The organism is Streptomyces sp. H51, assembly GCF_035656535.1.
In the GTDB taxonomy this organism is placed as follows: Bacteria; Actinomycetota; Actinomycetes; order Streptomycetales; family Streptomycetaceae; genus Streptomyces.
This window is the reverse complement of record NZ_JAYMHD010000028.1, coordinates 26017-49397: the sequence shown is the minus strand read 5'-3', so window position 1 is coordinate 49397 and position 23381 is coordinate 26017. Positions and strand designations below refer to the sequence as shown.

General features: G+C 70.9%; 25 protein-coding genes and 2 pseudogenes. 11 read left to right on the top strand and 16 right to left on the bottom strand.

The window, feature by feature from the left end:
• Positions 1-27: 27 nt before the first annotated feature.
• The 10 genes from VKA29_RS08705 to VKA29_RS08660 form a co-directional block, all read right to left on the bottom strand.
• Positions 28-429 carry a multidrug efflux SMR transporter gene (locus tag VKA29_RS08705; RefSeq protein ID WP_324784675.1) on the bottom strand — a complete coding sequence of 134 codons (402 nt, stop codon included), beginning with the start codon at positions 427-429 and terminating at the stop codon, positions 28-30.
• Positions 430-476: 47 nt separating this feature from the next.
• On the bottom strand, positions 477-797 hold the full coding sequence (locus VKA29_RS08700) for a DMT family transporter (RefSeq protein ID WP_324784674.1): 321 nt from the start codon (positions 795-797) through the stop codon (positions 477-479).
• A 480-nt stretch (positions 798-1277) separates the two neighbouring features.
• Positions 1278-1523: a DUF6253 family protein gene (locus VKA29_RS08695; protein ID WP_324784673.1), complete on the bottom strand. Its 246-nt coding sequence runs from the start codon at positions 1521-1523 to the stop codon at positions 1278-1280.
• Positions 1520-2329 (bottom strand): maleate cis-trans isomerase, encoded by an 810-nt coding sequence (locus VKA29_RS08690; protein ID WP_324784672.1) that lies wholly within the window; start codon positions 2327-2329, stop codon positions 1520-1522. Before VKA29_RS08690 ends, VKA29_RS08695 begins: the two co-directional genes overlap by 4 nt.
• A 21-nt stretch (positions 2330-2350) precedes the next feature.
• Entirely contained in the window at positions 2351-3031 is a 681-nt protein-coding gene (locus VKA29_RS08685; RefSeq protein ID WP_324784671.1) for a transglutaminase-like domain-containing protein, read from the bottom strand.
• Between the two features lie 23 nt (positions 3032-3054).
• The gene (locus VKA29_RS08680) at positions 3055-4215 is read right to left on the bottom strand and encodes an acyl-CoA dehydrogenase family protein (RefSeq protein WP_324784669.1); all 1161 of its coding nucleotides are present in this window, start codon (positions 4213-4215) and stop codon (positions 3055-3057) included.
• Positions 4216-4286: 71 nt separating this feature from the next.
• On the bottom strand, positions 4287-4661 hold the full coding sequence (locus tag VKA29_RS08675) for an ectoine synthase (RefSeq protein WP_324784667.1): 375 nt from the start codon (positions 4659-4661) through the stop codon (positions 4287-4289).
• Positions 4662-4724: 63 nt separating this feature from the next.
• Complete coding sequence (locus tag VKA29_RS08670; protein ID WP_324784666.1) at positions 4725-4985, bottom strand: acyl carrier protein; 261 nt, start codon at positions 4983-4985, stop codon at positions 4725-4727.
• Positions 4982-6460, bottom strand: coding sequence for an AMP-binding protein (locus tag VKA29_RS08665; RefSeq protein WP_324784665.1), 1479 nt, complete (start codon positions 6458-6460; stop codon positions 4982-4984). The genes VKA29_RS08670 and VKA29_RS08665 overlap by 4 nt, the downstream gene beginning before the upstream one ends.
• A gap of 450 nt (positions 6461-6910) precedes the next feature.
• The gene (locus tag VKA29_RS08660; protein WP_324784664.1) at positions 6911-7357 is read right to left on the bottom strand and encodes a MarR family winged helix-turn-helix transcriptional regulator; all 447 of its coding nucleotides are present in this window, start codon (positions 7355-7357) and stop codon (positions 6911-6913) included.
• Between the two features lie 392 nt (positions 7358-7749).
• Here VKA29_RS08660 and VKA29_RS08655 point away from each other — a divergent pair, with 392 nt between their 5' ends.
• The 3 genes and pseudogenes from VKA29_RS08655 to VKA29_RS08645 form a co-directional block, all read left to right on the top strand.
• A complete protein-coding gene (locus tag VKA29_RS08655) occupies positions 7750-8229 on the top strand; it encodes a nucleoside deaminase (RefSeq protein ID WP_324784663.1) in 480 nt (159 codons plus the stop codon).
• Positions 8226-8882 carry a DsbA family oxidoreductase gene (locus VKA29_RS08650; RefSeq protein WP_324784662.1) on the top strand — a complete coding sequence of 219 codons (657 nt, stop codon included), beginning with the start codon at positions 8226-8228 and terminating at the stop codon, positions 8880-8882. Before VKA29_RS08655 ends, VKA29_RS08650 begins: the two co-directional genes overlap by 4 nt.
• An 803-nt stretch (positions 8883-9685) precedes the next feature.
• Positions 9686-9808, top strand: a pseudogene (locus VKA29_RS08645) (kinase); the annotation flags it as partial.
• A gap of 56 nt (positions 9809-9864) precedes the next feature.
• Here the strand turns inward: VKA29_RS08645 and VKA29_RS08640 are convergent.
• Positions 9865-10530 carry a DUF4232 domain-containing protein gene (locus tag VKA29_RS08640; RefSeq protein WP_324784661.1) on the bottom strand — a complete coding sequence of 222 codons (666 nt, stop codon included), beginning with the start codon at positions 10528-10530 and terminating at the stop codon, positions 9865-9867.
• Positions 10531-10960: 430 nt separating this feature from the next.
• On the opposite strand from VKA29_RS08640, the gene VKA29_RS08635 reads away from it, so the two are divergent.
• On the top strand, positions 10961-11353 hold the full coding sequence (locus VKA29_RS08635) for a hypothetical protein (protein ID WP_324784660.1): 393 nt from the start codon (positions 10961-10963) through the stop codon (positions 11351-11353).
• Positions 11354-11403: 50 nt separating this feature from the next.
• A complete protein-coding gene (locus tag VKA29_RS08630) occupies positions 11404-13866 on the top strand; it encodes an FG-GAP-like repeat-containing protein (RefSeq protein ID WP_324784658.1) in 2463 nt (820 codons plus the stop codon).
• A 260-nt stretch (positions 13867-14126) separates the two neighbouring features.
• On the opposite strand, the gene VKA29_RS08625 is transcribed toward VKA29_RS08630, so the two are convergent.
• Together VKA29_RS08625 and VKA29_RS08620 are read right to left on the bottom strand one after the other, a co-directional pair.
• Entirely contained in the window at positions 14127-14699 is a 573-nt protein-coding gene (locus tag VKA29_RS08625; RefSeq protein ID WP_324784657.1) for a hypothetical protein, read from the bottom strand.
• Positions 14700-14712: 13 nt separating this feature from the next.
• The gene (locus tag VKA29_RS08620) at positions 14713-16878 is read right to left on the bottom strand and encodes a DUF3289 family protein (RefSeq protein ID WP_324784656.1); all 2166 of its coding nucleotides are present in this window, start codon (positions 16876-16878) and stop codon (positions 14713-14715) included.
• A 341-nt stretch (positions 16879-17219) separates the two neighbouring features.
• On the opposite strand from VKA29_RS08620, the pseudogene VKA29_RS08615 reads away from it, so the two are divergent.
• A pseudogene (locus VKA29_RS08615) lies at positions 17220-17965 on the top strand (IS256 family transposase); the annotation flags it as partial.
• Between the two features lie 13 nt (positions 17966-17978).
• Complete coding sequence (locus VKA29_RS08610) at positions 17979-18335, top strand: hypothetical protein (protein WP_324784655.1); 357 nt, start codon at positions 17979-17981, stop codon at positions 18333-18335.
• An 80-nt stretch (positions 18336-18415) separates the two neighbouring features.
• Here VKA29_RS08610 and VKA29_RS08605 read toward each other — a convergent pair whose 3' ends face one another.
• The gene (locus VKA29_RS08605) at positions 18416-19837 is read right to left on the bottom strand and encodes a hypothetical protein (RefSeq protein ID WP_324784654.1); all 1422 of its coding nucleotides are present in this window, start codon (positions 19835-19837) and stop codon (positions 18416-18418) included.
• A gap of 429 nt (positions 19838-20266) precedes the next feature.
• Here VKA29_RS08605 and VKA29_RS08600 point away from each other — a divergent pair, with 429 nt between their 5' ends.
• Positions 20267-20770, top strand: coding sequence for an NUDIX hydrolase (locus tag VKA29_RS08600; protein WP_420718462.1), 504 nt, complete (start codon positions 20267-20269; stop codon positions 20768-20770).
• Positions 20771-20791: 21 nt separating this feature from the next.
• Here VKA29_RS08600 and VKA29_RS08595 read toward each other — a convergent pair whose 3' ends face one another.
• Positions 20792-21076 carry a hypothetical protein gene (locus VKA29_RS08595; protein WP_324784653.1) on the bottom strand — a complete coding sequence of 95 codons (285 nt, stop codon included), beginning with the start codon at positions 21074-21076 and terminating at the stop codon, positions 20792-20794.
• Between VKA29_RS08595 and VKA29_RS08590 the strand changes: the two genes are divergently transcribed.
• Genes VKA29_RS08590 through VKA29_RS08580 form a run of 3 tightly spaced genes read left to right on the top strand, consistent with a single transcriptional unit; the run spans position 21039 to position 21987 of the window.
• Positions 21039-21275 carry a hypothetical protein gene (locus VKA29_RS08590; RefSeq protein ID WP_324784652.1) on the top strand — a complete coding sequence of 79 codons (237 nt, stop codon included), beginning with the start codon at positions 21039-21041 and terminating at the stop codon, positions 21273-21275. The two genes, VKA29_RS08595 and VKA29_RS08590, sit on opposite strands and share 38 nt — an antisense overlap.
• Positions 21276-21328: 53 nt before the next feature.
• The gene (locus tag VKA29_RS08585; protein WP_324784651.1) at positions 21329-21664 is read left to right on the top strand and encodes a DUF6247 family protein; all 336 of its coding nucleotides are present in this window, start codon (positions 21329-21331) and stop codon (positions 21662-21664) included.
• The gene (locus VKA29_RS08580) at positions 21661-21987 is read left to right on the top strand and encodes a hypothetical protein (RefSeq protein WP_324784650.1); all 327 of its coding nucleotides are present in this window, start codon (positions 21661-21663) and stop codon (positions 21985-21987) included. The genes VKA29_RS08585 and VKA29_RS08580 overlap by 4 nt, the downstream gene beginning before the upstream one ends.
• A gap of 306 nt (positions 21988-22293) precedes the next feature.
• On the opposite strand, the gene VKA29_RS08575 is transcribed toward VKA29_RS08580, so the two are convergent.
• Positions 22294-23259: a phosphotriesterase-related protein gene (locus VKA29_RS08575; protein ID WP_324784649.1), complete on the bottom strand. Its 966-nt coding sequence runs from the start codon at positions 23257-23259 to the stop codon at positions 22294-22296.
• Positions 23260-23381: the final 122 nt, after the last annotated feature.

Genomic DNA, 23381 nt, shown 5'->3' with positions numbered 1-23381 from the left:
GTGGGGGACTGCCGGGCTGGAGACCCTTCAGCGCTCTGCGGCTTGGACTTCCCGCGGCCTGACAGCGGCCTGCTGGGGTTCCTGCGGCCTGTCGGCGAGCTTGAGCCAGACCACTCCGACGATGATCACCCCGAGCCACAGGGCCTGGACGGGGGTGAGGGTCTCGTCGAAGAAGGCCGGGCCGAGCAGGGCCGCGCCGGCTGCTCCGATTCCCGCCCAGACGGCGTAGCCGATACCGACGTCGATGGTGCGCAGTGCGACGCTCAGGGCCCAGAGGGTCAGGAGGAAGAAGACGACGGCGACCAGTGACCACGACAGGCGGGTGAAGCCGTGGCTGCCGCCGACGGAGAGCGCGTAGCCGACTTCGAACCCTCCGGCGAGGAGGAGCATGAGCCAGGAGTTGGCGGAGGAGCGCTCGGTGCGGGACATGTACCGGGGTCCTTTCGGGGGATGCGGATCAGGTGTGGGCGGGATTTCTAGGCGGCACCGCTGAGCTGGAGGCCGACGACTCCCGCGATGATGACGGCGATGCCGAGGGCCTTGCGCCAGTTCAGGCGCTGGCCGAAGAGCAGCACTCCGAGAACGGTGATGCCGACGCCGGCGATGGACGTCCAGATGGCGTAGCCGACGCCGACGTCGAAGGTCAGCAGTGCCCTGCTGAGGAAGTAGGTCCCGAGCGCACCGCTGATCAGGGTGACGGCTGTCCACCGGCGGTTCTTGAAGCCTTCGGCCTTGCCGGCCGCGATGGCGACGACGATCTCGAAGATGTCCGCGATGGCGAGGTAGAGCCACTGCATGGCGGTCCTTTCGTCCGGTGGGGGCCGGCCTGGTCAGGGGCCGGGCCGCCGTGGGGCGGCGGTGGCCCGTGGCGGCGGCAGGAACAGCGGCCAGGCCGCACTTCCCCCACAGAATTTGCTTGTACGTGCATGCTAATCACGCCCATAAGGCTGCGTCGCGAGCCTTCGCGAAGGCAGATAAAGCTTGCATGAACATGTATCTTGCTGTCAATCTCGCTGGGGAGAGCGCCGGGAGTGACCGGCGCGGGCCGGGGGACACGCCCTGCGCGCCGGCCGGCACGGCCGGGCCGGGCCGGGGCGGTTCGCGGGTCCGTGCTGTCCGGGGTGGCGGCAGGGGGTGTCTGCCGCTGGTTGTCCGGGTGCGTGTGAGGGGGACGCCGTCGTCGTGGTGCCGGTGCCGGTGCCGGTGCCGGTGCCGGTGCCGTGGGTGTGGGTGTTGGCGGGCCCGTGCGGGTGGTGCCGGACGGGCCCAGGGTGGCTTCAGCCGGCTGTGCCGGCGTAGCGCCGTTGCGGTTGCTCCGGTGTGAAGGAGGGGATGGTCTCGCTGCTGTGCGCGTAGCGGCGGAAGCCGGACAAGAGTTCGGCCTGGCGCAGCGCGCCGCGGTGCAGGACCATGCCGTGGACGGTGGTGCCGTCGTCGCGCCAGCAGACCAGGGGCAGGCTGTAGGAGTCTCCCTCGGGGGTGCCGAACAGGGCGATGTGGCCGTCGGCCGCCAGCAGGCTCATGACGCGCCGCTGCCGGGTGCCGTGCCGAACAGCCGTCCGTAGCCGGTGATCCGGGTTGCGGTCTCGCCGGCGCCGGCCAGGTGCAGGGCGTGCCAGAACAGCACCTGGTTGGCGGTCAGGACGGCGAAGTCCAGCTCCTTTTCGAGGGCGTTGATGACGCCGACCGCGCGGATGCCGTTGCCGGCGACCAGGACGGCGTCGGGCCGGTGGCCGGCAACGGTGGTGCGGATCCAGTCGGACAGGGCCTCGGGCGTGATCAGCTTCTGGTTGCTGGGCAGGCCGCACGGGCCGTGGTGGACGACGGTGAAGCCCTGCTCGGTGAAGTAGCCGGCGCCGAGCCGGGAGAGCCGGTCGTCGAACCACGGCGGGTTGACGATCGCCACCTTGCGGGCGCCGAGCGCGGTGAGGCCGGTGACGGCGGCCGCGGTGGTGCCGGTGAGCGGGATGCCCCGGGTACGGTCGGCCAGCCGGTCGAACAGTTCCTTCTCGCCGCTCGCGCCGAGTACGTAGGCGGAGCTGGTGAAGCCGAGCGCGATCACGTCGATGGGGGAGGCGGCGAGCAGTTCCACCGCGTCGTCGATGTGCGGCGGTTCCACGAAGGCGCGCACGGGGTCGTGCGGGATCTTCGGGTCCATCTCGCCGCCGGGCCGCATCGCCGCGAAGTGCACGCGTGAGCCGTGGACGAAGACGTCGTCGGGGGCGATCGCCTGGAACTCCGACTCCGGGCCGACGTCCGCGTGCGGTACGACCACGCCGATCCGTGCCCGGGCTTCCCAGCCGTCCTTCTCGGCCTGGATGTTGCTCATGATGGTCGACTCCTCTCGGGGTCAGGCCGTCGCCTCGGCGGCCAGCGAGCCGCCGCGGACCGTGCCGCTGCCGTCCAGGAAGCGGGGGTGCTTGCGGCGCATCTGGGACATGACGAACTCGTAGGGCACGTCGTCGAAGCCGCCGTGGTCGGCGACGAACTCCATGTTCTTCCTGCCCTGGTCGTCGAAGGGGTGGTGCACGCTGTCGGCGGTGCCGTCGAACTCCAGCGGTGTCATCCCGTACAGGCGGCACAGAATCTTGTTGAAGACCGGGGTGGCCTTCACCCATGTTCCGTTCAGGTAAACGGAGTTGAGGCCGTGGAAGAAGACGTCTCCGCCGATGTGGGCGCGCAGCCGGTCGGAGGCGAGGTGGTTGCGCACGTCGCCGTAGTGCAGACGGGCGGGGATGCCCACGGCCCGGCAGGCCGCCGCGTACAGTACGGACTTGTGCAGGCAGAAGCCCTTCCTGGTGGTCGCGATGTGGCTGGCCCGCAGTCCCCGGGGGGACAGATCGGCCCCGTACACCTCGTAGAAGACGTCGTCGCGGACCGCGTAGTACAGCTCGACGGCGAGGCGGCGTTTGTCGGCGGCCCGGTCGGCGACCGCGTGGTCGACGAAGGCCTGGACGGCGTCGGTGTCGTGGTCCAGGAACTCGGTGGGCGCGGTGAGCCGGGCGTGCTCGGCGCTCGTGATGGCGTTCATGGTCACCCTTTCGTCGGCGCCGCTCACAGGCCCAGCAGGGCGGCGATGCGGTTGCGCTGGATCTCGCTGGTGCCGGAGTAGATGGTTCCGCCGACGGCGTTGCGCACGTCGCGTTCGATGCCGGTGCCGGTCAGATAGCCCTGGCCGCCGAAGATCTGCACCGCGTCCAGAGCGGTGGTCTTGTTGGCCTCGCTGACCACCGTCTTGGTCGCGGCGATGTCGAGCGCCGCGTCCTGGCCGGCCTCGACCTTGGCGCCGGTGTCGGTGAGCCACTTGCGCGAGGTCTCCACCGCGATCTTCATGTCCGCGATCCGGTGCGAGACGCCCTGGAACCGGCCGACCGGCCGGCCGAACTGGCGGCGCGTCCTGGCGTGGCGGATCACCCGCTCCAGGCGGTGGCTCATCTCGCCGAGCGTGAGGGAGAAGGAGAACAGGATCTCCCGCTTCATCACGTGGTCGAGGATCAGGAAGCCGGCGCCCTCCTGGCCGATGCGGCGGGCGGCGGGCACCCGCAGACCCTCGAAGGTCACCTCGCTCAGCGGGGAGGTGCGCAGGCCCATCTTGGCCAGCGGTTCACCGATCCGCAGGCCGGGGGTGCCGCGTTCGACGAGGAAGACGCTCAGGCCGAACGGGCCGGGGTCGCCGGTGCGCACGTACAGCAGGAACAGATCGGCGATCGGCGCGTTGGTGATGAACGTCTTGCCGCCGTCGATGACGTAGTCGTCGCCGTCCCGCCGCGCGGTGGTGGTGATGTTCATGGCGTCCGAGCCGTTCTCCGGCTCGGTGATGGCATGCGCGGTGATCAGCTCGCCGGAGATGATCCGCGGCAGGAAGCGGGACTTGAGCTCCTCGCCGCCGAACGCCTGGAGCGGCACGCCGACGCTGACGATCTGGGTGGAGGCGCTGAAGCCGAGGCCTGCGTCCCGGCAGGTGTGGCCGAGTCCCTCCAGGGCGCGCATCGTGTCGGTCAGGGTGCCGCCGCGGCCGCCGTAACGTGTCTCGAAGGGGACCGCCAGGATTCCCGAGCGCCGGATCGTCTTCCACTTGTCCCAGGGGAATTCGGCGCGGGCGTCGAACTCTTCGACGTCACGGTTGAGTTCCCCGGCCCAGGGGGCGGCGAGTTCATACGGGTCGGGGCCGGGGTCGGGGGTCTGCGGAGCGGACTGCGCGGGTGCGGATGTCATGACTGTGTCGGCCTTCCGGTACGTGGTGAGTGAGGGGCCGGGGCCCGTAGGCGGGCCCCGGAACACGGGACTCAGTACTGGGAGAAGCCGTCGGGGGACAGGGTGTGCTTCTCGTCGCCGCGCAGGGCGGGGCTGAAGACGGATATCAGTCTCAGGTCCTCGTAGTCGGACGCCACGAGGTGGTGCGCGTCATTCTTGTCGAGGGCGTAGATGGTGCCTTCCGTTATCTTGAAGCGCGCCCCGTCCGTGGTGACGACCTCGCCGGAACCGCTGATGCAGTAGCAGGCCTCCAGGTGCCGGCGGTACTGCAGCGCGCTCGACGTGCCCTTGCGTACCAGGGTCTCGCACACGGTGAAACCCATGCCGTCGGTCTCGGTCAGCAGACGGTGGCTGGTACCGTTGCCCCACTCCACGGGGGCGATGTCACTGATGCTCCGAACGATCACCGCAAAACTCCTTCTGGGATGTGAGGGTTTTCGTTTCTCCGTCTCCGGGGTTGGCCCGGAAGATCAGGCGGCGGCGGCCCGGGTCGCGTTCTCGACGAAGGCGACGATGGCGCCGATGCTGCGGAAGTGCTCCGGCTTCAGCGGGATGTCGTCGACGGGAATCGCGTAGGCGGTGGAGAGGTGCGAGACGATCCGGACCAGCCCGAGGCTGTCGACGACTCCGCTGGCGATCAGGTCGAACTCGGTGGTCAGGTCGGCGGCGTCCTCTCCGTCGAGGAATTCGGCGACGACGTAGCCGCGGATCTCGTCCGTCAGCGTGCTCATGCGTGGTTTCCCTTCTGACGCAGTGCCTTTATGAGGTTGCGGTCGGGTTTTCCGGTCGCGGTGCGCGGCAGGGGTGTGTCGCTCACCTGGACCGAGGAGGGGATGGCGTGCCGGGGCAGGTGCGCCGCGCTGTGGGTGCGCAGGCGCAGGGAGGTGAGTGCGGTGCCGGGCCGCCGGGTCACCTGGGCGTGCAGCCGGTAGCCGGCCTCCGGGTCGGGGAGGGCCACCACGGCGGCCTCGGCGACGTCCGGATGGGCGGCCAGGACGTTCTCGACCTCCTGGACGTTGGTGCGCACACCGCGGACCTTGACCTGGAAGTCGGTCCGCCCGTCGAGCCAGTGCAGGCCCTCGGCGTCCCGGGAGACGATGTCGCCGGTGCGGTAGAACACCTCGGGTCCGCCGTCGGGCGCGGGAACGAACACCCCTTCGTTGCGCTCCCGTTGCAGGTATCCCGCCGTCTGGAACGGGGTCGACACGAAGAGTTCACCCGTGCCGGGCCCGTCGAGGACCTTCCCCTCGCCGTCGAGGAGCAGGGCCCGCACGCCGGGCAGCGGCCGGCCGATCGGGGTCTTGTCCGCCGCTGCGGCGGGGTCGACCTCGTGCAGGAAGCTGTCGTTGGTCTCGGTGCAGCCGAAGACGTTGTGGAAGCGGGCGCCGGGGAAGGCCGCGCCGAGCCGGGCCAGCAGCGGACGGGGCATCGCGTCCCCGGTGAAGATCACCGTGCGCACATGCGGGTGCCGGGCGTCGTCCTGGGCGAGCAGCCGGTACAGCATGGGGACGCCCTGCACGAAGGTGACCTCGTGCTGCGCGAGCAGGTCCTGCAGGTGCCGGGCGTCGGTGCTGGAGTCCTGCTCGACGAGCACGACCGTGGCGCCGAGCAGGAGCCCCGTCCAGACGTCGAGCAGCGAGAGGTCGAAGTTGAGCGGGGCGTGACTGAGCAGTGTGTCCCGCTCGGTGAGCCGGAAGTGTACGGCGGCCCATGCGGCGAAGCGGTCGAAGGCGCCGGCCGCGATGGGCACGGTCTTGGGCGTTCCGGTGGACCCGGAGGTGGTGAGCAGCAGGCGGGCGGCGGCGGGGTCCACGGCGTCGAATCCGCGGGCGGCCGCCTCGTCCTGCGGGACGTCGTCGTGGTGCAGGCCGCCCCGGTCGTCGACGGTGAGGACCGCCGAGCACCGGGCCTGCGCGGTGAGCGTTTCCAGCACCGCGGCGCCCAGCCCGGGAGACGGGGCGAGGACGGCGTACCCCGCCCGGAAGGCCCCGATGAGCAGGGCGATCGTCTCCGGCGTCTTGTGTGCCGGTACGCACAGCGGGCGGCTGCGGTCGAGGTCCAGGCGGTCCAGCGCGGCGGCCAGTTCCCCGGCGAGGCCGGCGAGCCGGCGATACGTGGTGCGCCGCCCGCCCCACACCAGGGCCACGGCCTCGGGCCGGTGCCGGGCATGCGCGGCCAGCGCGTCACACAGACGTGAGGATGGCATGGGTCCCCCCTTGTTCATCCCGGATACGACGGGAACAGCGATCTGCGGCCCCAAGGGGGTGACGGCACATGAGGTGCGCCGGAAAGCACGTGTCCGGAGCCCGGGGCACACCGGATCGAGCCGGCTCCGTTTACGCCCCCCGTGGTCGTTCGGTCATTCACCGTAGCGGGAATGTATGCAGAGTCAAGCATGTACCGTCTGTGACGGGTGTGAGAGAGTTCACTTCCCCCCGGAGTGACGGAATTGCTTCATCGACTGTTCACTCGAAGGTGTGAGGGACGTACGGCCGAGGCATCGCAGGCGCACGGGGCGCTTCGCCTCAGGAACCGGGCGTATGCCGCCGTCCGCCGCGCCGGAGCCGGGAAACGCCGAGAGCCGCCCGGGGGACCGGGCGGCTCTCGTTCGGCCCCTTGCCGGGGCCGGGCTCGCGGATGCCGGAGAAAGCGCAGGTCAGGCGCCGCTGCGCAGCGCCTGGACGGTGCGGGTGAGTTCGGGGACGGCTCCCGCGGCGTTCAGTGCCGCGCTCAGCTCCTCGCCGTAGGTGCCGCGGGCGACGGCGTAGCGCTGCCGGCCCTCGTCGGTGATCACCGCGTACACACCGCGTTTGTCGTCGGGGCACAGGTCCCGGAAGGCGAACCCGGCCGTGTCCAGGCGGCCCACCAGGCGGGTCACCGAACTCTGGCCGAGACCCACCTTGTCCGCCAGGTCCTGCATGCGCAACTCGCCCTCGGCGGCCTGGACCAGGCATTCCAGGGCGCGGAATTCGGACAGGCCGATACCGTGCTTGCGCTGCAGCACCTGGGTGAGCCGGCGTTCGACATGCGCATGCAAGGTGAGCACCTTGTTCCACATGGCCTGATCGGAGGACGCGGTGGGCGCCTGAGGGATGACTGTCATATGGGGTACTGGCTCCTCCCGAGCGGCGTTGACAACAAGATACATGTTCATGCAATCTTCTGCTCCGGTCCTCCGAACTTGCAAGGGGGTGTCCGCAGAGCGATCATTTGTAAGTACAAGCAAGCGGGGAAGGGGTGTCTCCGCGCCGGAGGACGCGGCGCGCATCCCTCGGGCGGTCCCGTCCACCGGGGCAGGGCCCGCCGGCCCGGCCGCCCCCGCCCTCCGGGACCAGTCCAGGCCCCGTCGGGCACCCGCACAGCCGGGACCCGCACAGCCGGGGCCTGTACAGCCGGGGCCTGTACCGGCAAGACCGTCCCGGCCGGCCCGCTCCGGCCCGACCACAGGCGGCGCCCTTCCGCTCCGCCCGACCATCCTCTGACAGGAGTGCAGCCATGACACCCGCCGAGAGCCGGCTGGCCGAACACGTCCAAGAGGCGGTGCGGATCAGCACAGAGCACGTCGCCGCAGGCGGCATCCCCTTCTCCGGGATCGTCGTCAACGACGGGCAGATCCTGGCCACCGGATTCAACCGGGTGCGCGAGGACGACGACCCCACCGCCCACGCCGAGGTCGTCGCACTGCGCAACGCCACGGCCGAACGAGGGGTGTGGGCGACCGCCGGAGCCACACTGATCGCCTCCGGCGAGCCGTGCGCCCTGTGCTACATGGCGTCGCTGTACTTCAACGTCAGCCACATCGTCTACGCCGTCGACCGCAAGACGGCCGCACAGTACGGCTTCGACTACTCGGGCTCGTACTCGATCTTCGCGAAGGACCCGGCCGACTGGCCGGTGGAGGTGACGCACCTGCAGGTGCCGGACGCGACCAAGCCGTTCGAGGTGTACCTCATGAACAAGGGGAAGCTGCGATGAACGACGCGACCGACGACCGGGTGAACATCAAGGTCTGGTCGGACTACGTCTGCCCGTACTGCATGCTCGCCGAGGGACCTCTGCACGAGGCCACGCACGACCTCGACGTCGACATCGAGTGGATGCCGTTCGAACTGCGGCCCTACCCGAAGCCGACACTGCGCCCCGAGGACGACTACCTGCCCTCGGTGTGGGCGAGCTCGGTCTACCCCATGGCCCGCCGGATGGGGGTGGACATCACCCTGCCCACCGTCTCGCCGCAGCCGTACACCCGGCTGGCGTTCGAGGGCTACCAGTACGCCGCCGAGCACGGCAAGGCGGCCGAGTACACCCCGCGCATGCTGCGCGCGTTCTTCCAGGAAAACCAGGACATCGGCCGGCCGGAGGTGCTCACCGCCATCGCCTCCGAACTCGGCCTCGACGCCGACGACTACGCACGCGCACTGAAGGACGGCACCTACCGGGAGACCCACCAGGAGGCCCTGCGCACCGCACAGGCGTACCGCATCTCCGCCGTTCCCACGATCATCGTCAACGACCGGCACCGCATCGAGGGCGTGCCGAACGCGGCCCAGCTGCGCAAGGCGGTCCTCGACGAGCAGGCCTTCCTGGCCGTCAGCCAGGGCAACGCCTGCGGGATCGACGGCTGCTGAACCACGGCGACCGCCACGAAGACCGCCGCCGCCCCGCGCCACCGCCCACCGCGCCGGAGGCCGGTACGCGGTACCCGCTTCCCGGAACACCCCGGGAAGCGGCGACGGACGGCCCGGATTCCCCCGACGGGCCGTCCGTCCCGGCCTGCCCGGCCTCGCCCGGCGGCCCGGCCGGTTCGGCCGGTTCGGCGATCCGTCGCCGCTGGTAGCCGTCGCGGGGGTGGCCGTCGCGGAGCCGGTGCGGACGGACCCGGCGCATCCTGCACACCGACCCGGAGATGCCGAAGCGGTACCGGGGCGACACGGATGACGCCCCCACCACGACGCCCGCGGAGTTCCTGGAGCCGTGCGTCATCGTTACCGAGGACAGGTCTTCTCCCGCTGCGTTCGCCGTCATCGAAGGGATTGCCGTCGTCCGGAGCCGTGCTGGGGCACGGCCGACATCGAGGCCGGCGCAGCGCACGCACGGGTCGTCATCGACGTGGCCCTGTGACCGTTCGGCGCGGGACCGTGACCCTCGCCCGCCGGACGGGCCGGCCCCGCCGACGCGTTCCGTTCGGTGCCTGGTGCCTGTCCGGGTACCGGTGCAGCCGCATTCCGGGCCGGCCGGCATCCCGTGTCGTGCGTCCCACCGCGGCCTCCTCCCCGGCCCCGCTCACTGCTGCGCACACGGGCCTGCTCGACGAACCCGGCCACTGCGCCGATGACCGGCACCGGCGCACGTCACCCGTCCGGACGTCGGTGCCGGCGGCGTCCCGGAACGCCCAGGCGCGGTCACGGCGAGCGACAGCGTGATCGCCGTGATGGTGGGCGGCGAAGACACCCGGCTGATCGTGCCGCGCGGTATCAGCGCCCCCCGGGGGACGTCGTCCGTCGCGGCCGGCCTGCGCGAGCGGTTCGGCCGCGGCCCGGCCCTGGTCGGCCGGGCACCCTCCGCACGCTCACCTTGATCTTGTGGGTCGGGCGGGGGCCGGGGCGCGGGTCAGCCGCCCTGGCCGGCACTGCCGATCGGGCCGACCTTCACCGGGGTGCCGGAGCCGTCCGTGACGGGCAGGGAGGCGCCGCCGGGCCAGTCGAGCGAGACCGACTTCGTCTCGTCCGGCGGGGTCACCACCAGCCCGGTGATGCGGACGCCGGAGCCACCGGAGTCGTTGACCGGGTAGGTGACGGCGAAGGACACCGACTGGCCGTCCTTGAGGACGACCGAGGGGGCCTGCTCCCCGGTGCGCTCGGCGGACAGCGAGCCCGCGTTGGTCTTCAGGTCGACACCGGCGTAACCCGAGATCGCGCAGTCCCGGCCGCCGCCGTTGGTGAACTCCACCGCGACGGTGCCGTCCGTGTCGCCGCCGACGGTGGCGTCCTTCGCCGTGACCTCCAGTTCGTCGGTGCGGCACTTGCCGACCGTGCCGCCCCTGTTGGAGCCGGTCCCGGCGACGGTGCCCTGGTCCTGGTTCGAGTCCTTCGCGGTGCCCTGGTCCTGCGCCGAGTCGCCGGAGCTCGAGCCACCGTTCGCGGAGGACGGGGCGGAAGCGGCGGACGAGGCGCCGGAGTCGTTGCGGTCGGTGGCGGCGTCGTCGTTCTGGCAGGCGGTGAGCGAGAGACCCGCGACGACGGCCAGGGCGGCGATGGTCATCCTGCTTGCGCGCATGATGTCTTCCTCGATGTCGGTCGGTGTGACGGCCCGTTGAGTCCGGGCCGTTCTGCACATCAAGAGCCGTCCCCTCCGTGGTGCGTTTCGCCCAACCACCCGCCCGTACAGGCCTGTTACAGACGAAGCCGGCCACCGGGCCACAGGCCCGACGGGACGGGGCTTGCGCACCGCTCCGTCCCGCGCGCGGCCACGGCCCGCCGGGACGGACCTGTGACATGGCGGTCCTTGCCCCCGGTCGGTGCCCCGGCCTTCGTCGGTCGCCGGCGCGCGTGCACGCGTCGGCCCCACGCGGGTTCCTCACCGGGCGCGCAGGGCCCGGCAGCGTGCTCAGCGGCAAGGGCGAGGCCGCACAACGACGTGCCGAGCCCGAGGAACCCGGCCCCGGAGCACCACGTAGGCAGCTTGCGCACCGTGCCCGCTCGGCGCGGTGACCGCACCGGCCGACGCTCGGCGCGGTGACCGCACCGGCCGATGCCCGGCGTGCACCGCCTCGCAGTCCTTCACCGCCGACGTGGCCGACGGCACGTCGAGCGGCACTCCCACCACGATCACCGTCCCGGCCGGCGCCCTCACGGAGGTGACGGCCTCCACCATGGCCTGGCCCACCCTCAAGGTCACGGACAGCACGGTCCCGGCGAAGGTGTTCCTGAACGGCATGGCGGTGGAAGCCTCTGCCTCGGGGTTCCTCACGGGGCGGAGCGGGTTCACGCCCTGTCAGTGGCCGCCGGACCGTGAAGGGCTGCCGCCGTTGAAAGACTCGCCTTCGCCCCTCTCCGCCGTTCAACCAACCGCCTTCACGATTTGCTCACGCATCCCCTAAGGTGCACATGGGGGGGCGAACGGCCCCTACGGGGAGGGGAATCCACACACATGGGCAGATCAGCGCTGCCGTCGCGCCGTCGTACCGCGGCCGCCGCACTCGTCACCGTCTCGCTCGCCCTCTCGGGCAGCACCCTCCCGGCCGTACCGGCCGCCGCGGCGACCGTGCAGCCGCCCTGGAGCAGCCCGGTATCGCTGTACGGCTACAAGTCCGCGGTCCAGGACGTCGTCATCGCCAAGAACGGCACCGCCGTGGCCGTGTGGACCCAGTACACGACCGGCCTCCTCCACTGGGCGACGCGCCCCGCCAACAGCGAGACGTGGACCACCGGGGTCCTGGCCTCCGAGACGGTCAGCGAGGCGCGCCTCGCGGCCCGGCCGGACGGTTCGGTCGCCGTGGTGTGGACCACGACCGACCACATCGCCTCCGCCACCCTGGGCGCCGGACAGTCCGCCTGGTCGCAGCCCACGGTGATCGCCTCGGACCAGAGCACGGACTTCGACTTCCCCGACCTCGCCGTGGGGCCGGGCGGGACGATCGCCGCCGTGTGGAGCCAGCGCGTGTGGCGGACCGGCAGGAGCGAGGCGTACGCCGCCACCCTGGTAGGGGAGGGCACCTGGTCCACCCCGGCGCAGGTCAGCAACGCCGCCACCTACGCGGGCGTCTCCGGCTACGGGACCGTCGGGCACCCGCAGATCGCCTACGACGGACAGGGCGGGCTCGTCGTCTCCTACTGGATGAGCGTGAACTCCCAGTACTACCGGGTGATGACCAACACCAGGCCGTTCGACACCTACACCTGGCCGACCCCGCAGGAGATCACCGCGGCCAGCCACGCTCCCACGCTGGCCTCCGCCCCGGACGGCTCGGTCCACCTGGTGTGGCAGGACGCGAACGGCACCTTCCAGATCATGCGTCGTGCCGACGCGGCCTCCGCGTGGAGCCAGCCGCAGACCGCCGCGACCGCCGTCGGCAAGCCCGCCGAGGTTCCGGAGCCGCTGGTCGGGCCCGACGGCGACGTCACCCTCGTCTGGACCGACCAGGCCACCACGGGCGCGGGCGCCGTACGGACCACCACCTTCGACAGCGCCGGCGGCACCTGGTCGGCGCCGAGGACGCTGTCCTCCGGTGACGCCCAGTACACCTCCGACGCGGTCATCGCCCCCGACGGCTCGGTCCATGTGCTGTGGCCCGAGCTCGACGCCGACCAGAAGCACGAGTCCGTGTGGGAGTCCACCCTGGCCGGCGGGGAGTGGACGTCCGCGCGCCGCGTGGGCGGCGGACTGTCGGTGCACACCGAGATCGCGGCCGACGCCGCCGGCTCCGCCACCGCGGTCTGGGGGCCGTCGTCCACCATCTCCTCCGACACGGAGGTGATGGCCTCCACCATGGCCTGGCCCACCCTCAAGGTCACCGACAGCACGGTCCCGGCGAAGGTGTTCCTGAACGGCACCACCTCCTCCAGCGCCGCCTGGACGCCTTCCTGGACCACCAACTCCGCCGTCGCCTCCTGGACGCTCACGCTCAAGGACACCGCGGGGCGGACCGTCCGCACCCTCACCGGCAACCCCGGCTCCGCCACGACGATCGCCCCGGTCTGGAACGGCCGCACCACCACCGGCGCGATCGCCGTCAACGGCAGGCTCACCTGGACGCTCAAGGCCGTCCAGTACGGCTCCGGCACCCCGTCGACGCTGCAGACCGGCACCATCGCGGTGGCCGGCGGCCGCCCGGCCTTCCGCGACTTCAGCGGCGGCGCGGACATCGTCTCCGACGGCTTCGGCGACCTGCTCCAACTCGACACCTCGGGCAGGCTCCAGTGGCTCCTGGGCACGGGCCGGGGCAACCTGACGGGAGGCGAGATCGGCGGCGGCTGGTCGACGAGCATCAAGGCGGTGCCGTTCGGCGACCTCAACGGCGACCGCTGCAACGACTTCCTCGTCCGCGTCGGCGACGCCCTGCGCGCCTACCGGCCGGGCTGCGGCAACGCGCCGTCGGCCGCCGGCACGCCGTACAAGACGGTCTCCACGACCGGCTGGAAGCAGTACGACATCCTGACCCACCCCGGTGACATCACCAAGGACGGCCGCCCGGACCTGATCGCCCGCAACTCCTCCACCGGCGCGGTCTACCTCTACAAGGGCACCAGCACCGGCACCCTCTCCGCGCGCGTGAAGCTGTACGCCAACTGGAAGACGTACAAGAAGGTCGTCGGCGCCGGCGACCTCAACGGCGACGGCATCGGCGACCTGATCGCCCAGGACACCTCCAACAACCTGTACCGCTACTACGGCAAGGGCGACGGCACCTTCGCCGGCCGCGTCAAGATCGCCAGTAGCTGGGGCGGCTCCTACAACGTGGTGGTCGGCGTCGGCGACATCACTGCCGACGGCAAGAACGACCTGATCGCCCGCGACACCGCCGGCAACCTCTACCGCCAGTCCGGCGACGGCAAGGGCGGGTACGGCACCCGCGTCAAGATCGGCCTCAACACTGCCAAGGGGCTGTTCTGACGGTCCTCCGGCAGCGCGGGCGGGAGCGCGAGCCACGTGCGCGTTCGGTCTCAGCGGCACGCCTCGTACACGGCGTGTCGCTGAGACTCGGTCACCAGCTGTCGGCCACAGGGACTGCTGCAGGGCGGGGTGCCAGCGGGTCTGTGCGGCCGGGGCTGCGGGTGGGGTCATGACGGTCTCGTACTCGACGGGGGTCGATCGGCCCAGGCGCCTTTGCCGTCGGCGCCGGTGACAGGTGCGCTCGATCCAGGTCGGCCCTCCTACGGGAACTGCTTCTCCTCGCGGCCGATGTCGTCGATCGGGCCGAGGATCGTCCAGCCGGGCCCGAGGGCGCGGGTGGAGCGGAAGCCGTGGGCGTCCGCGTACTCCTCGGCCTCCTCCGCGGTGTCCTCGGGGGCGCGCATGATCGTGTAGCGCGGGGGATCCTCGTGGTAGAAGCGGTAGAACGTGCGGCCCTCGTCCTTGCGCTGGTAGAGGATCACGCTGACGCCCCAGAGGGCGTCGTACACCTTCTGGTCGCGCGGGGGCGTCGTCGTGCACGTGTCGGAGGGGCGGCCGGGCTCGCGGACGCAGGTCCGGTACAGGCTCCAGTCGATGCGTTCGGCGCGGGGGTGTTCCGCGATCAGCTTCCGCATCCGGGCGTCGGCCCGGGCGAAGGCGTCCTCGCGGCGGTCGTACTCCTGCTGCAGCCGGTTGAAGCGCTGCTCGTCGAGGCCGCTGCCGAAGGGGGCCTCCAGGCCCGCGAGGACGGCGACCCACCAGGCCAGGTACCCGGCCGTCACGACGAGCAGCGTGACGACCAGGACCCGGACCGGCGAGCGCCTGTGGGGCATCAGGCCGGCGAGGTCAGAACGTGCCGCTGATGGGGATCTCGATGTCCGCCTGCGCGATCGGCGGGGGGTACTTCCCGTCGAACCGGTCATAGTGCTGGAGCGTAAACCAGTCGATGAAGCCGTACTCCGTGATCTCGTCGTCCGGGTCGAGACCGAAGTGGTCGTAGGAGTGGAAGACGAGCTTGCCGGAGAAGGAGTTGCCCTCGACCTTGTAGTCCTTCAGCGCGATCGTGTGGCCGTGGAACTGGTGGACCGCGATGGAGAGGGCGCGCTGGTCGGCGTCCCAGAGCGAGAAGTCGTACACCGGGTACTTCACGTCCTGGCGGAGGAACTCCTGGAAGAGGAAGTTCTTGGAGAGGTCCTCCTGGACCTTGAGCTGATCGGTGCGGCCCTTGTTGTCGATGAGGGACTGCTTGATGATCTGGCCGGCCTTGTCGGTGTACGCCTTCTCCTGCGGTGAGGCGCCGACGGCGCGGGAGAGGGCCGTGCCGGAGCCGCGGTAGAGGTAGCGGCCGGGGTCGAAGTTGTCGTCGACGGTGACCGTGCCCGCGCTCTGGCCGCCGCGGCCGTAGCGGAAGGCGTTGCGGAGGTCGTCGACGGACTGGGCGTAGTCGGTGCCGGCGCCGAGCTTGCCGAAGTTCATGATGTCGTTGAACTCGGCCCACATCCAGGACTCGGGCGTGATGCGGGCGACCCAGAACTCCCAGCCGAGGTCGGTGAGTTCGTCGAAGTCGTAGTCGTTGAAGGTGAGGTCGTCGGCGACGCGCGGGTCGGCCGGGACGGGCGGGTGCTGGGGGTCGGGGGCCTTGCGGCGGCCCTCGCGGAAGGACGACTGGTGGATCAGCATGTCGGTCGGGGGCGGGTCACCCGGGTCTCCGCCGTCGCCGGGGCCGTCGGAGAGGATTCGCTTGCCAGGGGCCCTGGGGCCTGCCTTGTCGAAGGCGTGGCTGTCGAGGACGACGTACTTGGCGGAGCCGTAGGCCGTGGCGGTGGCCGTGATCGTGCTGCCGCTGCGCTGCTGGCCCGGCTGCTTGACGAGGTGGCGGGCCTTCTCGTCGTAGCGGTAGAGGGCCGGTGCGGTGCCCTCCGTACGGTCGGGGTCGAGGCGGAAGGTGAGCCTTGCGGCGCCGTCCGCGGGGGCGGAGACCTGGAAGCCGTTGCCGAGGTAGCCCGGAGTGGACTCGGGGAACTCCCGCTGCTCGGCGGGGAGCCTGGTGACCTGGAAGCCGCCGACCTGCTTGGCGCGCAGGCCGTTGAGCGTGGCCTCGGCGGCGGTGGTGCCGCCGTCCGCGCGGCGGGTCACGTCGAAGGCGGAGTTCTTGGCGCGGGGGGAGGTGTTGAGCCTCGTCTCCTCGCCGTCCTGGACGCCGTCGCCGTCGGTGTCGGCCCTGGTGGGCTCCGTGCGCAGCGTCAGCTCGCGGGCGTCCGCGAGGCCGTCCTGGTCGGTGTCGGCGCGGGTGGGCGTGGTGCGGAGCTTGAGCTCGCGGGCGGTCGTGAGGCCGTCCTTGTCGGGGTCCTCGGCGCCGTCCTCGGTGCCGTCGCCGTCGGTGTCGGCCTTGAGCGGGCTGCTGAAGCGGTAGCCGAGCTCGGCGAAGTCGGAGAGGCCGTCGCCGTCGGTGTCCTCGGACTTGGGGTCGAGCCCGGCGCGCACCTCCAGGTCGTCGGGGAGGCGGTCGCCGTCGGTGTCCTCCGTCGGCGAGATGCCGTGCTCGGCGAAGGACGCCCAGGTCGGGGCATCGGCCTCGGCGCCGGGCTCGGCGCGGTACCAGACGGTCTCGGTCCTGCCCGGCTGGAGGGTGTTCGTGGGGCCGACGCCCTGGAGCGTCGTGCGCGCGTCCTGGGGGGCGGCGAGCTTCGCGGCGGAGGTGTCCGTGATGCGGTCAGACAGCTCGAAGGTCAGCGACCATTTGGAGACGGGGTGACCGGAGACGTTCTCGAGCTGGAGCCGGGCGACGTACGAGCCCTCCGTCGCTTGGCCGCGGAGGGCGGCCGGGACCTGGCTCCACGCCGCGTCGCCGGGGGCGACCTGGCGGTAGGAGACGTCGACCGTGTTGTCGCGGTAGAGCGTCGCCCCGTCGGTGGCCGCCCCGTCGCCGGGGGCTCCCGCGGCGGCGGGCACGGCCGTGCCGAGGAGAAGGAGTAAGGCCGCGCCGAGGGGCACGGCGGCGCTTCTTTTCATGGGGCCTCCCATGTCTGAAGACATGCCTGTCGTCCGAAGTTGCCCCTGTGTCACGGCAGTTCGGAATCAAACGGGAAAGCTAGCAGGCGTGGGGGATGGTTCCCAAGGTGTATTTGAGGCGAAATTGAGACGTTTGGGAGATTGGCGATCCCTGTTCCGCTTGTGTTCCTGCTCCGCCCGGGCACCGGCCCGGCGACCAAGGAGGAACTCGCGGCCAACGGCGGCTACGTGCTCTTCCCGAGCAATCCGGCCTTCGAGTCCTGCACCGTCGATCACCGCCTTGTACGGATCCAGCGCCGACGGCCGCGGCGGCAGCGGCTTGCGCTCGTGAACAAAGCCACGACTACGTGTACATGTGGGCCGACGGCATCCACCTCGACGTCCGCCGGGAAGAGGTCAAAGCCTGCGCCCTGGTCCTCGTCGGCGTGCGCGCCGACGGCAGCAAGGGACTGGTCGCGCTCAAGGACGGCTACCGCGAGTCGGGCGAGTCCTGGGCGGACCTGCTGCGTGACTGCGCCCGCCGAGGGATGCGAGCCCCGGTCCTGGCGGCCGGCGACGGGGCTCTCGGCTTCTGGAAGGCACTGGCCGAGGTCTTCCCTGCCTCCCGTCATCAAAGGTGCCGGGTGCACAAAACCGCCGATGTGCTCAACGCTCTGCCGAAGTCGGCCCAGCCCGGCGCCCGCAAGGCGCTTCAGGACATCTGCAACGCCGAGGACCGCGACCTTGCGGTCAAGGCGATCAAGATGTTCACCCGGCTCTACGGCGCGAAGCTCCCCAAGGCCGTCAAGAAGATCACCGACTACGAGGCCGAGCTGCCGGCGTTCTACGGCTTCCCCGCCGAGCACTGGATCCACCTGCGGACCACCAACCCCATCGAGTCCACGATCGCCACCGTCCGCCTGCGCACCGAGGTCACCCGTGGCGCCGGCTCCCGACCGCTGCCCTGGCGATGGTCTTCAAGCTCGTCGAGTCCGCCCAGGCCCGGTGGCGAGCCGTGAACGCACCCCACCTCGTCGCCCTCGTCCGTGCCGGAGCCCGCTTCGAACGCGGCCAGCCGGTCGAGCGCCCCGCCACTGCTGCGGCATAGGGTCTGGTGCATCATGAGCGACCACCACACCTACGGCACCAGCACCCACACCGCCGGCGAGCTGGTCCGGCTCGTCAGTGACCGCCTCGGGCTGGTCTTCACCGAACGCGACAGCGACTACCGGGGCGTCTACCACCTCGCCGGCATCCCCAACGGGCGGATCGAGATCCAGCCCAACCCGATCCCCGGCGACGACGATGAAGACGACCTCTACGCCCCGGAACACCCGGCGGCCCGAGTGCTGTTGCTCATCACCACACCGGCCCCGGACCCCGCCCTGCAGGTCCGCCTGGACTCCGTCGAAGGGCTCACCCACCTGAACCACGAGTACAGCGTGAACAGCTACTCAGCTTTTGACAATTACTCATAGTTGGTCACCAAGGCAGGCATGCTGTCACCAGGGCCACCGGGCGGCGAGTGCTGAGCAGAGTTCTGGACCGCGGTGCAGCCTCAGCTGTCCACCCCGGCTTCCCACTTGAGCCGGCGCAGCATGTGGTCGCTGAAGAGGTGTCGGCTCCGGTCGAGCAGTTCACCCACCTCCGCGTCGCCGCGCCGCCCGTCCGGCGACGGACGCCAGCGCTGCACTGATTGCGCGGCCCAGGTGCGCAGCTTCACATCGGGGTCCTCCAACAGACCGACCGCCGCCCGTAGCGTCACGATGCCGCCGCGCGCGTCGAGCAGCCGGAAGGCACCGACGCGGACGTGCCGCGGCCGCTCGGAGCTGGTGCGCTCCAATAGCCAGTCGGCGGGCAGTTCCTCGGCCGAGGGCAACAGGGCGGCGGTGGCCTCGCGGACGACCCCGGCGGCAGGGTCGTCGAGGAGCGGCCGCATCTGCTCCGCATCCGCGCAGTCCAGCGCCCGCAACCCTGCCACCGCTCGCGCCCGCACCCCGGCCGCCGGGTGCGCGAGCAGCGGCTGCAGCAGCCCGGCGTCCGCGCGGTTCCCGCACTCGGCCAGCCCGATGACCGCACCGGGCGGCAACTCGGGGTCGTCCGGTGCCGTGCACCGCTCCCGGTACCAGGCCGCCGGGTCACCACCCTGCTGTCGTACGACATACCGGGCACAAGCACGCACGAGCGCGGAACGGTCGCTGAGAAACGGCTCCGCCTGCTCTGACCGCCCCGTCCGTCTCAGCGCGGTGACGCCGGCCGAACGGGTACGCGGGCTGCGTGCGGACAGCAGTGGAGGCAGCACACCCTCGTAGGCGTCCTCATCCCCCAGAGCCGTGAGCGCCGCTGTGGCACACAGGTCCTGGACCACGGTGTCCTGGTCCCCGGCAGCCGCACGGGCCAGCTCGGCGGGACGGAGCAGCCCGCCCTCGATGGCCAGCCGGTACGCGAACCGCCGGACGATGCGGTCGGGGTCAGCGAAGAGAACAGCGAGCTGCCCGTGGGATGCCTGGCGCAGGATCCGGCCGAGCACATCGACGCCGAAGGCACCTCTGCAGCGGCGGCCGACGCGGAGGATGAGCGGCGCGAGGTCGAGGGCGGAGTCCGTGTTCAGGGCCTCGCGCAGCAACTGCCGGGCGTGCTCGCGCACAGGGCCAGCCCAATCGGCGCAGCGGATCACGACCAACGGCAGCAGACCGGGGTATCGGGCCGACTGGCGCACCGCCTCCTGACGGATCCGCCCGTCGCGGTGGCAGAGGGCGAGTGCGAGCCGAGACTCGCCGAGCTGAGTCAGGTCGGCGGGCAGTGGGGCGGAGTGCTCCCACCCCGGCAGGAACTGCGGGCGGTGCCAGGCCACCTCGCGCACTCCTGCGTCCAGCGCGAGCCAGTCAGCGGGGTCGGCGACATCCAGCGTGCTGTGAAGCGGCGCACCGCCCGCGAGCCGCATCGCTGCCGCTGTCCCGTCCTCCACGTCCTCAAGCATTCCCGCCCCTCAAGCAGTCGTACCAGGTGATCGTAGGGGCGGGGTTCGCGTAGGGCGCGCGAAGTATGGCCCGTGATCGCCGAGGGCCGCCGCCCGGCACCCACCAGAAGCCGAACGCGGTGGCATCGCCCCTGCTTCGCTTGCCGCTGGTGACAGGTAGCGCGCCGCATCGGTGGCAACCACCATGCTTTGTCCTGCTGAAGCCGCAGGCCAGCGGATGCCGATGGTGACAACCATCGTGCTTCGGCACACCCGATGTGCCGAAGCACGATGGTTGTCACCGACGGTGGTGTGGGCGGTTGAGCCTGAGCGCGACAGGTCGACAACTGTGGTCATCCGTGTCCGGCCTCCCAGTTCTGGTTCTCCTGGGTCGGCCTCTGCGGGCTCGGAGAAGCGTCTGTGTCAGTGGGCTCTGCCAGGGTGTGCGTCGTGGACGAACTGGTGGAGCATGTCGACGATCAAGATCGTGTGCTGGGGATGGTGGTCAGCCGCCGGCAGGCCATCCAGGAGGGTTGGCTGCACCGAGTCGCCGTGACGGTGTGTCGTGATGAGCGTGGACGGATCCTCGTCCACCGACGGTCGGAGCAGGTATCGCGCTTCCCCGGGCTCTATGAGGTCGAGGTCGGTGGCGCCGCAAATGTCGGCGAGTCCTACGAACAGGCCGCCGCGAGGGAGCTGGCCGAAGAGCTTGGCATTCGTGCGCTGCCGCGCCTGCTGTTCACGTTCATCAACCGCAGCGGCCTGAGCCCTCACTGGCTCGGCGTGCACGAAGCCGTGGTGCCGGACGCCGTGGTCCCCGATCCCGACGAGGTCGCCTGGCATGGCTGGCTGACCGAGCCGGAGCTGCGGTCGGCCCTGCTGGAGTGGCGCTTCACTCCCGACAGCAACGAAGCCTTCAGCCGGTATCTGGCGTTCCGGACCGCGCGGTCCTGACCTTGCCCATCACGCTCAGGCTCAGCGGCTGTCGATCTCCTTGGCCAGGTGCTCGGCGTGGTCTTCGAGCAGCGGCCTGAGAGCGCCGTAGCAGGGCTGGTGGTCGGTTTTGCGGAGCCAGTGGAAGACGTTGTGTCGCTCCCGGGTCCAGACGGAGCGCAGTTCCGGGTCGGGGGCGATGCGCGGCGGACAGGGGACGAAGTCGGGCTCGCCTTCGGTGACGCGGGTCCAGATGTAGGCGCTGACGGCCAGGCGCCGGCGGTCGTCGTTGCGCCACCTCCTGGTCCTGGACGCCGACCGCGGCAACGCCCTCGCCCCAGAAGACCTGTCCACCCCGGCCGTCGACGCCGCCCTCGCCGCCGGCAAGCTGCTCGCCGGCGTCCCGAGCGACGCGGAGCGCGCCACGGCCGAACTCCTCAACTACGTGGCCGCGACCCGGGACAAGCAGGACCACCCGCTGCGCGAGCACGCCCAGGCCATCGCCCGCACCCTGCGCACCCAGTAGGAGGGGATCCGCCCCTGACCGCATCCACGGCCACCCGGCGCGCGTACCGTGAAGTGACGACCCGCCGGGAGGACACGACGAGCGCGCAGCCCGACCACGCACCCGTCAGCCCGTACGCCCCCGCGCCCGGGGCGCCGGCCGAACTCCTCGCCCAGCTGCGCGCCGACCGGCGCGCGGACACCTGGGCGCTGGCCTTCGAGCGGCAGTGGGCGGCGGCCCTCGAGGAATCCCGCCGGACGTTCTCCTTCGCGCCGCTGTACGAGGTCATCCGAGACTGGCAGGGGCGCATCGCCCACGCCCCGGCGGTCGACGCGTTCGTCGCCTCCGGCTACGACGACAGCGAGTTCATCGACATGGCGCAGCTGAGGGGAAGGCGACGGCGCCGGTGAGCAGACAGCCGTACGCGGTCCGCCTCTCCGCGCAGGCCGCGAAGGTCCTCGACACCCTGCCCGAGCACGTTGAAGACACCGTGTGGGACGTCCTGGACGCCGCCGCCGGTGACCCGTGCGGCTTCGGCCAGTGGAACACCGACCACCCCGAGGGCGAGGACGTGCGCTACGCGTCCGTCGGCCGGCTCTCCCTCACCTACTGGGTGAACCGCCCCCTACGCCGCCTGACCGTCCTGAACATCGTCTGGCTCGGACAGCCAGCTGGTCAAAACGCCCCGCCCCCGGCATTGCAGCAGCCAGATCGGGGCGCGCTGGTCAGCTGAGGTGTGCGTCAGGAACGCTTGCGCGGCTGCGAGTCGCCGCGTCAGCGCTGCCGAGAGGGGGGCACGGCAGCGCGGCCAGGAGGCAGCCGAGTCGGGGGCCGCGGTGTGTCCGAGGGCGGAATGTGCAGTGCGTTGGTGCGCTCGTTCCGTTCTGGTGGTGCGGAGTGTCACCTCGGCCTGCGTGTGGTGACCCGGTCGCCGCTCCGGGACGCGGGGTCCCCGGCGGGTGTGCCAGGGAGGTCTCCTGGCAAGGGGAGGTGATGCGGGACCGTCGCCACGCAGGCTCTTGAGGAAACCGGCGTCGGCTCAGCCGGTCAGGTGGCGCAGGGGGTTGGCGACGAGGATGGTGTCGATGTCCTGTTCGCTGAGCCCTCGGTCGAGCAGAGCGGGTATGACGTCCTGGCTGATGTGGCGGTAGTTCCAGTTGGGCAGCATGGCCCGCTCCTCGACGGGATCGCAGAAGTCCATGAAGCAGTGGGCGTCATGCGAGATCACGATGCTCTGGGCGAAACCACGGCGCACGAGTTCGGCGATCGTGTCCAGGCGCCGGTCGAGGGGCAGGAACGGGTCGAGGCCGAACCTGTCCATGCCCAGCAGTGTGCCTCGTTCCGCGAGCCCGGTGAGGTAGTCGATGTCGTCGGAGTCCCCGGAGTGACCGAGAATCACCTTCGACGGGTCGACGCCTTCCTGCTCCAGGACCTCCAGCGCCACCAGGCCGGACCGGCTTGCCGCGTGCGTGTGCACGGTGATCGGCGCTCCCGTCTCGACGCTCGCTCGCGCCGCCGCGCGCATCGTGCGCTCGACGCCCGGTGTCAGGCCGGGCTCGTCGATGGCGCACTTGAGGAACGCGGCGCGGACGCCGGTGTCGGCGATACCGGACGTGAGGTCCTTGATGAACAGCTCGGTCATGAGCTCGGGCCTGTCGAACATGAGCCCCGGGCCCTGGTAGTGGAACTGGTGCGGGACGTCGTTGAAGGTGTAGAGCCCGGTCGCGACGACGATGTTGAGGTCGATCTGTTCGGCGATCCGCTGGATGCGCGGGATGTAGCGGCCCAGACCGAGCACGGTCGGGTCGAAGATCGTGTCGATCCCCAGCGTCTTGAGCTCACTCAGGTCGCGCACTGCCTCGGCGACCTTCTCCTCCTCGTCCCAGTCCGCCTGGTAGTTGTTGCGGAACTCCTCACCGAGAACGAAGACATGCTCGTGGACGAGTGTCCTGCCGAGCTCCTCGGGGCGGATCGGGCCGGCTGCTGTGTGTATCTCTGTTGTCATGACATCGTCCTTGTCGGTCGGGTGACACCACCCGGGCCGGGCCCGGAGGGGATGGCGCGGCCCGTTGTCTCTGGGCGAGCGGACAGCAGCCCGCACCCCGGTCCTCGGTCAGCGGCCGGCCA

Excerpts from the sequence above, each read along its gene's own strand:
- VKA29_RS08705 (WP_324784675.1), bottom strand. The coding sequence starts at position 429 with ATGTCCCGCACCGAGCGCTCCTCCGCCAACTCCTGGCTCATGCTCCTC.
- VKA29_RS08700 (WP_324784674.1), bottom strand. The coding sequence starts at position 797 with ATGCAGTGGCTCTACCTCGCCATCGCGGACATCTTCGAGATCGTCGTC.
- VKA29_RS08695 (WP_324784673.1), bottom strand. The coding sequence starts at position 1,523 with ATGAGCCTGCTGGCGGCCGACGGCCACATCGCCCTGTTCGGCACCCCC.
- VKA29_RS08690 (WP_324784672.1), bottom strand. The coding sequence starts at position 2,329 with ATGAGCAACATCCAGGCCGAGAAGGACGGCTGGGAAGCCCGGGCACGG.
- VKA29_RS08685 (WP_324784671.1), bottom strand. The coding sequence starts at position 3,031 with ATGAACGCCATCACGAGCGCCGAGCACGCCCGGCTCACCGCGCCCACC.
- VKA29_RS08680 (WP_324784669.1), bottom strand. The coding sequence starts at position 4,215 with ATGACATCCGCACCCGCGCAGTCCGCTCCGCAGACCCCCGACCCCGGC.
- VKA29_RS08670 (WP_324784666.1), bottom strand. The coding sequence starts at position 4,985 with ATGAGCACGCTGACGGACGAGATCCGCGGCTACGTCGTCGCCGAATTC.
- VKA29_RS08665 (WP_324784665.1), bottom strand. The coding sequence starts at position 6,460 with ATGCCATCCTCACGTCTGTGTGACGCGCTGGCCGCGCATGCCCGGCAC.
- VKA29_RS08660 (WP_324784664.1), bottom strand. The coding sequence starts at position 7,357 with ATGACAGTCATCCCTCAGGCGCCCACCGCGTCCTCCGATCAGGCCATG.
- VKA29_RS08655 (WP_324784663.1), top strand. The coding sequence starts at position 7,750 with ATGACACCCGCCGAGAGCCGGCTGGCCGAACACGTCCAAGAGGCGGTG.
- VKA29_RS08650 (WP_324784662.1), top strand. The coding sequence starts at position 8,226 with ATGAACGACGCGACCGACGACCGGGTGAACATCAAGGTCTGGTCGGAC.
- VKA29_RS08640 (WP_324784661.1), bottom strand. The coding sequence starts at position 10,530 with ATGCGCGCAAGCAGGATGACCATCGCCGCCCTGGCCGTCGTCGCGGGT.
- VKA29_RS08630 (WP_324784658.1), top strand. The coding sequence starts at position 11,404 with ATGGGCAGATCAGCGCTGCCGTCGCGCCGTCGTACCGCGGCCGCCGCA.
- VKA29_RS08625 (WP_324784657.1), bottom strand. The coding sequence starts at position 14,699 with ATGCCCCACAGGCGCTCGCCGGTCCGGGTCCTGGTCGTCACGCTGCTC.
- VKA29_RS08620 (WP_324784656.1), bottom strand. The coding sequence starts at position 16,878 with ATGAAAAGAAGCGCCGCCGTGCCCCTCGGCGCGGCCTTACTCCTTCTC.
- VKA29_RS08610 (WP_324784655.1), top strand. The coding sequence starts at position 17,979 with ATGAGCGACCACCACACCTACGGCACCAGCACCCACACCGCCGGCGAG.
- VKA29_RS08605 (WP_324784654.1), bottom strand. The coding sequence starts at position 19,837 with ATGCTTGAGGACGTGGAGGACGGGACAGCGGCAGCGATGCGGCTCGCG.
- VKA29_RS08575 (WP_324784649.1), bottom strand. The coding sequence starts at position 23,259 with ATGACAACAGAGATACACACAGCAGCCGGCCCGATCCGCCCCGAGGAG.